At 36.0% G+C, this 9,080-nt stretch carries 12 protein-coding genes; 4 read left to right on the plus strand and 8 right to left on the minus strand.

Going from position 1 to position 9,080, the window contains the following annotated elements:
- Positions 1-64 precede the first annotated feature (64 nt).
- Together I6U49_RS16485 and I6U49_RS16490 are read left to right on the plus strand one after the other, a co-directional pair.
- Complete coding sequence (locus I6U49_RS16485) at positions 65-340, plus strand: transposase (protein WP_198627104.1); 276 nt, start codon at positions 65-67, stop codon at positions 338-340.
- Positions 337-1,194: an IS3 family transposase gene (locus tag I6U49_RS16490; protein WP_317191834.1), complete on the plus strand. Its 858-nt coding sequence runs from the start codon at positions 337-339 to the stop codon at positions 1,192-1,194. Before I6U49_RS16485 ends, I6U49_RS16490 begins: the two co-directional genes overlap by 4 nt.
- A 22-nt stretch (positions 1,195-1,216) precedes the next feature.
- On the opposite strand, the gene I6U49_RS16495 is transcribed toward I6U49_RS16490, so the two are convergent.
- From I6U49_RS16495 to I6U49_RS16505, 3 genes are all read right to left on the minus strand, one after another.
- A complete protein-coding gene (locus tag I6U49_RS16495) occupies positions 1,217-1,657 on the minus strand; it encodes a DDE-type integrase/transposase/recombinase (protein WP_198629654.1) in 441 nt (146 codons plus the stop codon).
- 188 nt (positions 1,658-1,845) lie between these two features.
- A complete protein-coding gene (locus I6U49_RS16500; protein ID WP_198629655.1) occupies positions 1,846-2,217 on the minus strand; it encodes a transposase in 372 nt (123 codons plus the stop codon).
- Between the two features lie 187 nt (positions 2,218-2,404).
- Entirely contained in the window at positions 2,405-3,391 is a 987-nt protein-coding gene (locus I6U49_RS16505; RefSeq protein ID WP_198629656.1) for a hypothetical protein, read from the minus strand.
- Between the two features lie 244 nt (positions 3,392-3,635).
- Here I6U49_RS16505 and I6U49_RS16510 point away from each other — a divergent pair, with 244 nt between their 5' ends.
- Positions 3,636-4,622 (plus strand): IS110 family RNA-guided transposase, encoded by a 987-nt coding sequence (locus I6U49_RS16510; protein WP_198629657.1) that lies wholly within the window; start codon positions 3,636-3,638, stop codon positions 4,620-4,622.
- 131 nt (positions 4,623-4,753) lie between these two features.
- Here the strand turns inward: I6U49_RS16510 and I6U49_RS16515 are convergent, their stop codons facing one another.
- From I6U49_RS16515 to I6U49_RS16525, 3 genes are all read right to left on the minus strand, one after another.
- Positions 4,754-5,473: a hypothetical protein gene (locus I6U49_RS16515; protein WP_198629658.1), complete on the minus strand. Its 720-nt coding sequence runs from the start codon at positions 5,471-5,473 to the stop codon at positions 4,754-4,756.
- 176 nt (positions 5,474-5,649) lie between these two features.
- Positions 5,650-6,072 carry a type II toxin-antitoxin system VapC family toxin gene (locus I6U49_RS16520; RefSeq protein ID WP_198629659.1) on the minus strand — a complete coding sequence of 141 codons (423 nt, stop codon included), beginning with the start codon at positions 6,070-6,072 and terminating at the stop codon, positions 5,650-5,652.
- Complete coding sequence (locus tag I6U49_RS16525) at positions 6,072-6,326, minus strand: DUF6364 family protein (protein ID WP_198629660.1); 255 nt, start codon at positions 6,324-6,326, stop codon at positions 6,072-6,074. Before I6U49_RS16525 ends, I6U49_RS16520 begins: the two co-directional genes overlap by 1 nt.
- A 739-nt stretch (positions 6,327-7,065) precedes the next feature.
- Between I6U49_RS16525 and ltrA the strand changes: the two genes are divergently transcribed.
- Positions 7,066-7,869 (plus strand): group II intron reverse transcriptase/maturase, encoded by an 804-nt coding sequence (gene ltrA, locus I6U49_RS16530; protein ID WP_232804751.1) that lies wholly within the window; start codon positions 7,066-7,068, stop codon positions 7,867-7,869.
- Between the two features lie 17 nt (positions 7,870-7,886).
- On the opposite strand, the gene I6U49_RS16535 is transcribed toward ltrA, so the two are convergent.
- Together I6U49_RS16535 and I6U49_RS16540 are read right to left on the minus strand one after the other, a co-directional pair.
- Positions 7,887-8,744, minus strand: coding sequence for an IS3 family transposase (locus I6U49_RS16535; RefSeq protein ID WP_317191834.1), 858 nt, complete (start codon positions 8,742-8,744; stop codon positions 7,887-7,889).
- Complete coding sequence (locus tag I6U49_RS16540) at positions 8,741-9,016, minus strand: transposase (RefSeq protein ID WP_198627104.1); 276 nt, start codon at positions 9,014-9,016, stop codon at positions 8,741-8,743. Before I6U49_RS16540 ends, I6U49_RS16535 begins: the two co-directional genes overlap by 4 nt.
- Positions 9,017-9,080 lie beyond the last annotated feature (64 nt).

Genomic DNA, 9,080 nt, shown 5'->3' on the forward strand with positions numbered 1-9,080 from the left:
TGATCATCCCCCAAAAATTAGGACAGTAAGTTAAGTTCAAAAATAACCTTAATTTTACTGTATTATGACACGAAGAAAATTTACCTCAAAGTTTAAAACGAAAGTAGTTCTTGAAGCCTTGAAAGAGCGTCAAACGGTCAAGGAACTAGCACAAAAATTTGAGATTACTCCACAACAGATCAATACCTGGAAACGCAATTTCCTAAATGAGGCCGATACTGTTTTTTCAAAAGGGGAAAAATCAAAAAAATCAGAAGAAGAGGAAAAGAAAGACCAACTTCTTAAGGTGATTGGGGAGCTTAAAGTGGAGAATGATTTTTTAAAAAACGCCTTGCGATAAAACCTTTAGAAGAGCGTCGAACAATGATATGCAAGGGTCATTCCAAGCTCAGCCTCCAGCAGCAATGCAAGCTATTGCACATCCACCGCAGTGGAATCTATTATAGACCTCGTGGAGAAAGTAAACTTAATTTAGAACTGATGCGCCTGATGGATGAACATTATACCCATCATCCTTTTAAAGGTGCCAGGAGAATGCATACCTGGCTTACCCTGGATAAAGGGTATAAAGTCAATAAAAAGCGTATTGAACGTCTCTATTCCCGGATTATGGGACTCAGAGCTATTATGCCCGGGAAACATACCTCCAGGCGAAACAAAGAACATAAGGTGTATCCTTATTTATTGCGGAATCTTACAGTAGACCGTCCCAATCAGGTCTGGGCGATCGATATTACTTACATTCCTATGCGAAAAGGTTTTATGTATCTGGTAGCCATCATAGACCTGCATAGTCGCTATGTTCTTAACTGGTCTGTGTCCAATTCAATGGATGCCCAGTGGTGTAAAGAAACTTTAGAAGAAGCTATTGAAATCCATGGGACTCCTGAGATCATTAATACCGATCAGGGAAGCCAGTTTACTTCAGAGATCTTTACCCACAGGGTACTATCTAAAAATATTAAACTCAGTATGGATGGAAAAGGAAGAGCTATCGATAATGTATTTATAGAAAGGCTTTGGAGAAGTGTGAAGTACGAAAGTATTTATTTAAATCCTCCAGAATCTGGAGTAGATCTGTACCAACAACTCAATACCTATTTTAAATTTTACAACCACCAAAGAAGGCACCAGGGAATAGAAAATGAAATACCTTATAACCGATATTTAAACCAAAAAAGAAAGGCTGCTTGATAAATGAAAAATAGAACTTAATTTAGCAGCAAAGCTGTCCTAACAAATGGGGGTACTTTAAGTATTGTATTCCTCTGTCTGAATGATGTATGAGTCCCCTGATGTCTTTAGCTTGGTAAATCGCCTTTTTAAGGGCTCTCACGCATCCTTTAAGCTCCAGGCTATCACAAAGGTCATAACCTACAATTTTTCTTGAATGCATATCTGTAATGAGTGCCAGGTAACAAAACCCTTTTACGGTTCTGATATATGTAATATCTGATACCCACACTTGATTAGGCCTGTTTACTTTTAGATCTTTAATAATATTATTGTACTTATAAAATCGATGATACGAATTGGTTGTTCTGGCACTGTGCTTCTTTCTTAAGGTCAGCATTTTATGTTCTCTCAGTACATTGAATAATGTATCTCTACCAACTTTTAATTGTTGTTTTTCGAAGTCCTGGCTTAATGACTTCATAAGCTTTCGAACACCTTCTCTAGGTAGGGATTTGCGTCGTTTCTTAACGATAGCAACTATATTTTGTTCGACTTTTTTTCGTTTATCAGCTCTGCATTTGTACTTATAATATGCATCACGTTTTAGGTCAAAACAGTCACATACCTGGGTTAACGAGGCAAATCCCTTGGTTTTTTCCTTAGCTATAATTAAGGCTTGATATTTAGTTTTTTTTTAAGTTCCAGGACGCTTTTATAGCCTAGTTTTTGGGCAGCTACTTCTAAATATGCATCATCGACTAATTGATCCATGTCTTTTTTAAGCAGCAGCTTTTTGAGTTGTTCAATCTCTTTTTGAAGTTGCTTGATCCGTGTTATTTCATCTTTTGTATTCACTGTAACCCTGGTATTCATAAGGTCTTTCCGGTTGTATTTTTTGATCCATTCATTAATGGTCGAAGGAGCAATACCGTAGAGTTTCCCAAGTTGATATTTGTTTAGTTTCCCTGAGGTAAGTTCGTTTAAAATTTTCAATTTGAAAGATTCTGAATACCGTCTGATTACTTTGTCATTTTTATACATAACTATTTAGAATTATGTAGCCTTTATTCAGGACGGGTCAATATTGTTGGTAACGGTTTCGCTTATCGCAAGTGTGCGGAATTTAGCACACGGAGTTGTCGGCTTATGGTTTTGTTGTTTGGAGGTTTAAGTTATCGATTTTGTTCGAATACCGCATATTTGCGATGAAGCGGTGTTGTAGCCAGTATTAAGTGTTAGGGTTTTTAATGTCTCTTACTGTAGACGCCAAATCATTGACCTTATTTAGTACAGTTTCTAAAGTTGAGTTTATTGTTTTAGCGTATTTATCATTAGGATGCTCTATTTGTTTCGCTGTTCCCATTGTATCTTCTATTTCCATAAACATTTCCGTTAATCGCTTATTAGTTGATCTTTTTAACTCTCCATCTTGACTAACGAGCTGACTAATATAAGTTGCACCACCTCCCAAAAAGTTGTCTAAATGAGTATACTTTAAATGTAAAATTTGGTGTAATCTAAATTGTTGGAAAAGCACATATGAGAGGATACCAAGTGTTGAAACAGTTCCTAATCGAATAAGAATTTTTTCATATGGTTCTAAATTTTGAATAAAATCTAAATTGTAGCTATATACTAAGAAGACACCAATTAAAACAAGAGATAATATAAAACCTCCTAAAAAAATATATTTTGTGGAATTTGAATTAGTCCTTACTATTTTTAAGTTTTCTGCGAAATTCTTTTGCAACCCCATCTCCGACTTTAAGTCAAGTAAATCTTGAATTCCTTTATTTACTTGTTCTGTTATCTCATTTTTAATCGTTACCATATCTTCATCGATACGGTTCAAAACGTTTTCTTTTAAGGCTTCAATTTCGTCAGTACTCAAATACTGAGGTTTTATATTTCCAACATTTTCTTCATATTCTTGAAAAAATTTAGATCCTTGTTTAAAGTAATTTTTTATGGCCTGCTTGTCATTCGATCTATAAATATTATTCCATTGTTGATTCCATGGCTGCAATTTATTTCGGTCAAAATCTAGAATTTTATTATTAAGGTCAGTCCATTGGTCTATATCGGAAACATTATTTCTTAATGTGTGAAAATAACTTCTTCTGTAATCAAACCTTTGTTTTACCTCTTGTACCTTTTGCTGTAAGGCAGTTCCATTAAGATTTTCAAATTCTTCTTCTGAATATAAGTATTCCATTTTTATGGCAGTATTTGGTTTTAATATTGGCTACAACGGTCTCCTTTACTTCGCTTATTAATAAATATACCTTTGAGATGAAGAAGGAGGAGAACTAAAACGGTCTCTAGATTACAGGTCCAATATCCGTAATAGTCCTCCATTCTTCATACGGGTAGCAAGAACCATTTGGAATACCAGGTCTTTTATGGACCCGTTAAAGGAGTTAGTTAATGCGCCCTTCAAATAATAATTTTTTAAAAATATGAAAAATTACCAAGAAGTAATCGGAATTGATGTTTCAAAAAACAAGTTAGATGCCTTTGGTCACAATCGTGGTTCCCACCGGGAGTTTAGTAATGACGTAGCGGGTTATAAAGCTTTGCTTAAATGGGCTAAGATTAAGGGACAAAGAGTATTTTTCTGCTTTGAGAATACCGGCCATTATTCCTTGAAGTTAGCATTGTATCTAGCCTCAAAGAAACAAGTATATGTGCAGGAAAATCCCGTGGTAATCAAACGTTCTTCCGGAGTGATCAGAGAGAAGAACGATGTGGTAGATGCGATAATGATAGCCCGGTATGGTTGGCTTCACCGAGAGGAACTTTCTCCAAGTGAGCTGAAAGATAATGAACTATTAGAGGTGGGCAGATTGCTTGCTTTGCGTGATCAGTTGGTACGTAATCGTACGGGATTGAAAAGCACACTGTCAGAGTTAAAGAAATTACTAAGCAGTAGTTCTACCGATACCTGTTGCAAGACACTTGTTAGTTCTATTACTCATCTAACATCTCAAATAAATAAAATAGAGAAGCAGTTAAAAACACTTATCAAGACTTCTGAAGCATTATCGCAAAATTATAAGTTGATCACTTCCTTAAAGGGTATAGGTTTGGTTGTAGGCGCCCAGTTGCTCTACCATACCAATAATTTTAAACGTTTTGATAGTTGGCGACAATTCTCCAGTTATTGTGGGACGGCTCCCTTTGGCCATAGTTCGGGAAGTAGTATTCACAAAAAACGGAAATACCACCCAATGGGAGATCGTCAAATGAAGAGCCTGCTAAGCATGGCGGCCTGTACAGCCATACAGTACGATAGTGAATTGAGACATTATTATAAGAAAAAGCGAGAAGAAGGTAAACTAAAAATGATTGCACTAAACAATGTACGCAATAAGCTTTTATCCAGGGTATTTGCGGTGGTTAAAAGGGGAACCCCATATGTGGAACTACACAAATTTGCTGCCTGAGAAATAGTAGAAAAAGCTTTGATTTAACCTTGGAATACGGTTAACACAAGTAGCGGGAGTAGGGATGCGGACTTGTCGGTTTAGTATTAGTTTGTTGGTCAAGTTAATTATTTTCTTTCTAACGGTGCCGGCTATTGGCGATGAACCGTTGTTGCCAACTGGCTTTTTTCTATTTTATTAAGTACAAAATTAATATGCCAAATTAATCTTTCATAGGAGCCATTATCTAAAGCTCTTTGACCACTTAACATACTTGTGAAAAATACTGGAATTTTACTCGGTAAAGAAGTGTGCGACATTATTTCTGTACCTAATAATTCATTGAATTTAAATTTAAACCCTAATTTATACTTCTCATTTTTAAGTAAATCTCTTGCTTTAGCATTTGAAACTACAATTATTTTTGGTTTGGATTTTATGATAACCTCTTTTGTTATGTTTAATTGTTTTTGAATAAAATTGTCTCCATTTTTCTGTTTTCCAATAGTGTATAGTCCTTTTTGGTTAGTTTCTCGGTAAAAAAGTAAATCTAGATGAGACCATTTTACTTTCCTATTTTCAGATGTAGAATTTATTTTTTCAGTAATTTTAGCAAATTTTAAGAAATAGGAATAAGGTTTTTCATTTTCACTTTTTCTTCCTTCTTGATCCAAATTTATAAAATTACGTCCGGGTTGTGATGTTTTGATATATGAAGGGTTAATTCCTATAAATAAAATAGAATTTTCTAAAATTTTATCGTGAATAACATAACCTCTTTTTATGATAGCGATTTCTGAAAAATCGTTATTATTCCATATTTCATTAATTTTTTCTTTGTACTCTTTTTCTACACTGATATATTTTTCCATTTATATAAATCAAAGTTTTAAATCCATCTTTAATTTTATTTCAGCTTGTTGGCAACGGTTACGGTTAAGGGAAGTAGCGTGTAGGGAAGAGCTAACTTGTCGGCTTAACCAGGTTTAATTTAGACTTCTAAAATATAGAATTTAGGCTAAACTCAAGCTATTTTCTTTAACCGATGTTAGCCACTGGCTTTTCCTTTTAAATACATTTCAGGGGTTAAAACGGCGATTTCACTCTTTTTAAAATCTTTTATATTTCGAGTTAAAATTATTTTTATTTCTCCATTTTCAATGGCTGAGAAGTTTTGCAGAGCATCTTCAAAATCTTTGAAATTTGAATTTAAAGCTCCAAAAACGGCTTCTTTATCCATTTTTATGATCTCGATTATATTTAAAAGTTGCTTTATTTTCTCAATGATGATTTCGTGCTTGGCCGATTTTCTTAGTAAATAATATACATTACAAATTATAACTGGAGTTGTGAATCCTTTTATGGTGTTTTCTTCGCATAAATTGAGAATTTCTGTTGCAAATTCTGCAAAGGGTTCACGATCAAAAAAGAAATCCAGGATCACATCTGTGTCAATAAGAACTTTATCCATTATGAGTATTTTTCTTCTAATCTGTTCCTTAGTTCTTTTTTATAATCCATATCTTTTTTAGGCATCTTAAAGGAGCCTTTTAGCGATTTTACAACTGGATTAAGTTTTTTATCTTTTTTCATCTTTTCTTCCTTGGTCAAGATTTTCAAATAATTTTCAATAATGTCGGACAAGCTGCGGTTTTTATCTTTCGCATATTCTTTTGCCTTTTTAATTATTTCCTGTTCGATTGTTAAGGTCAGCTTTGTGTTCATCGTTGTGATTTTATGAGTATAGATACAAATATACAAAGAATTTTATTGCACGTGTTTATTTTTAATTAATCACACGTTTTTTGTGAAGCTTGTGGCTAACGGTTTTGGTTAAAGGAAGTAGCGAGTAGGGAAGAGCTAACTTGTCGGTTTAACCAGGTTTAATATAGACTTCTAAAATATAGAATTTTAGCTAAACAGAAGCTATTTTCTTTAGCCGATGTGTGTGCCCAGCATGGGCATCTTTATCATATCGAAGATATGATATTAATCTAGAGGGTGCAAGTCCCTTATGGGCAGGGGTGACGCCTTGAACCATTAGTAAGCTGCAAGCTTGTCTGTCGCGAGACAGGAAGCGAAGGAAGCAGGACTACAAAGCCTGGTACTGACGAACAGGAACCGGAACTGACGAACAGGAACCGGATATGAGGCTACAAGGTTGGATGAGCAAGCACATCATTGTGATGTCCTAAACATTTCTTTTGAAATGAATACCGAAGTAGTAGATCCGGCAGGAATCAGGGGAAAGAAGATGTTCTTACCTGGGGAGGTCTCTAAAGTTACGTGTAACTATATGGAGAAGTCAGCCGAGGTCGTAGTAGCCAGCCGCCTGATAGGTTGGTGAAGGACTGAACGATAATGGTTCTCAATAAACGAGGGAGCAATCTTACGCTTGCGGATAGTGTTCCAGTAAGATAGTAGCCCTTGATTAAGCGGGACAGCGAATCGATTGTAATGATTTATGATTAAACAATTAACAAGTAAAAAGAACCTAAACGCTGCCTATCGGCAGGTGTACCGCAATAAAGGAGCAGCAGGAGTAGATGCAGTTGAAGTAATAGAACTAAAATCCATTCTGCAAACTCACGGCAAGCAATACACCGATCAGATAGAAAGGGAGTCCTATCAGGTATCTCCAATACTGGGTGTTGAAATACCAAAAAGCAATGGGAAAAAGCGATTACTCGGTATTCCCACCGTTGTGGACAGGGTATTTCAACAAGCACTGCAACAAGTTTTGCAACCTGTATTTGAGCCAAGCTTTCAGAAGCATAGTTATGGGTTCAGACCAAAGCGCAACGCCCACGGGGCTGTTGCACAAAGCCTTGAAAATATTAACTCCGGTTATCAGTACATAGTGGATATCGACTTAAAGAGTTTCTTTGATGAAGTGGAACACTATGTTCTTTTGGAGTTGATTTATAAAAAGGTGAAGTGCAAGCCAACGATGAAGCTGTTGCGCTCATGTCTTAGAGCGCCAATACTGATTGACGGTAAACTACATAAACGCAGAAAAGGAGTTCCGCAAGGTTCTCCCTTAAGTCCGCTGCTTTCCAATATCCTGCTAAACGAGCTGGATAAAGAACTGGAAAAACGTGGACATTGTTATGTAAGATATGCCGATGATTTCAGTATTTACCTCAGGAGTAAGAAAGCTGCAAAACGAGTAGGCAACAGCATCTACAAGTTCTTGCGGGACAAGCTCCAACTTCCCATAAACAGTAAAGTACCCCCATTTGTTAGGACAGCTTTGCTGCTAAATTAAGTTCTATTTTTCATTTATCAAGCAGCCTTTCTTTTTTGGTTTAAATATCGGTTATAAGGTATTTCATTTTCTATTCCCTGGTGCCTTCTTTGGTGGTTGTAAAATTTAAAATAGGTATTGAGTTGTTGGTACAGATCTACTCCAGATTCTGGAGGATTTAAATAAATACTTTCGTACTTCACACTTCTCCAAAGCCTTTCTATAAATACATTATCGATAGCTCTTCCTTTTCCATCCATACTGAGTTTAATATTTTTAGATAGTACCCTGTGGGTAAAGATCTCTGAAGTAAACTGGCTTCCCTGATCGGTATTAATGATCTCAGGAGTCCCATGGATTTCAATAGCTTCTTCTAAAGTTTCTTTACACCACTGGGCATCCATTGAATTGGACACAGACCAGTTAAGAACATAGCGACTATGCAGGTCTATGATGGCTACCAGATACATAAAACCTTTTCGCATAGGAATGTAAGTAATATCGATCGCCCAGACCTGATTGGGACGGTCTACTGTAAGATTCCGCAATAAATAAGGATACACCTTATGTTCTTTGTTTCGCCTGGAGGTATGTTTCCCGGGCATAATAGCTCTGAGTCCCATAATCCGGGAATAGAGACGTTCAATACGCTTTTTATTGACTTTATACCCTTTATCCAGGGTAAGCCAGGTATGCATTCTCCTGGCACCTTTAAAAGGATGATGGGTATAATGTTCATCCATCAGGCGCATCAGTTCTAAATTAAGTTTACTTTCTCCACGAGGTCTATAATAGATTCCACTGCGGTGGATGTGCAATAGCTTGCATTGCTGCTGGAGGCTGAGCTTGGAATGACCCTTGCATATCATTGTTCGACGCTCTTCTAAAGGTTTTATCGCAAGGCGTTTTTTAAAAAATCATTCTCCACTTTAAGCTCCCCAATCACCTTAAGAAGTTGGTCTTTCTTTTCCTCTTCTTCTGATTTTTTTGATTTTTCCCCTTTTGAAAAAACAGTATCGGCCTCATTTAGGAAATTGCGTTTCCAGGTATTGATCTGTTGTGGAGTAATCTCAAATTTTTGTGCTAGTTCCTTGACCGTTTGACGCTCTTTCAAGGCTTCAAGAACTACTTTCGTTTTAAACTTTGAGGTAAATTTTCTTCGTGTCATAATACAGTAAAATTAAGGTTATTTTTGAACTTAACTTACTGTCCTAATTTTTGGGGGATGATCA

The sequence above is a fragment of the Salegentibacter maritimus genome, assembly GCF_016236915.1.
In the GTDB taxonomy this organism is placed as follows: Bacteria; Bacteroidota; Bacteroidia; order Flavobacteriales; family Flavobacteriaceae; genus Salegentibacter; species Salegentibacter maritimus.

Excerpts from the sequence above, each read along its gene's own strand:
- I6U49_RS16485 (WP_198627104.1), top strand. The coding sequence starts at position 65 with ATGACACGAAGAAAATTTACCTCAAAGTTTAAAACGAAAGTAGTTCTT.
- I6U49_RS16495 (WP_198629654.1), bottom strand. The coding sequence starts at position 1,657 with ATGAAGTCATTAAGCCAGGACTTCGAAAAACAACAATTAAAAGTTGGT.
- I6U49_RS16500 (WP_198629655.1), bottom strand. The coding sequence starts at position 2,217 with ATGTATAAAAATGACAAAGTAATCAGACGGTATTCAGAATCTTTCAAA.
- I6U49_RS16505 (WP_198629656.1), bottom strand. The coding sequence starts at position 3,391 with ATGGAATACTTATATTCAGAAGAAGAATTTGAAAATCTTAATGGAACT.
- I6U49_RS16510 (WP_198629657.1), top strand. The coding sequence starts at position 3,636 with ATGAAAAATTACCAAGAAGTAATCGGAATTGATGTTTCAAAAAACAAG.
- I6U49_RS16515 (WP_198629658.1), bottom strand. The coding sequence starts at position 5,473 with ATGGAAAAATATATCAGTGTAGAAAAAGAGTACAAAGAAAAAATTAAT.
- I6U49_RS16520 (WP_198629659.1), bottom strand. The coding sequence starts at position 6,072 with ATGGATAAAGTTCTTATTGACACAGATGTGATCCTGGATTTCTTTTTT.
- I6U49_RS16525 (WP_198629660.1), bottom strand. The coding sequence starts at position 6,326 with ATGAACACAAAGCTGACCTTAACAATCGAACAGGAAATAATTAAAAAG.
- ltrA (WP_232804751.1), top strand. The coding sequence starts at position 7,066 with ATGATTAAACAATTAACAAGTAAAAAGAACCTAAACGCTGCCTATCGG.
- I6U49_RS16540 (WP_198627104.1), bottom strand. The coding sequence starts at position 9,016 with ATGACACGAAGAAAATTTACCTCAAAGTTTAAAACGAAAGTAGTTCTT.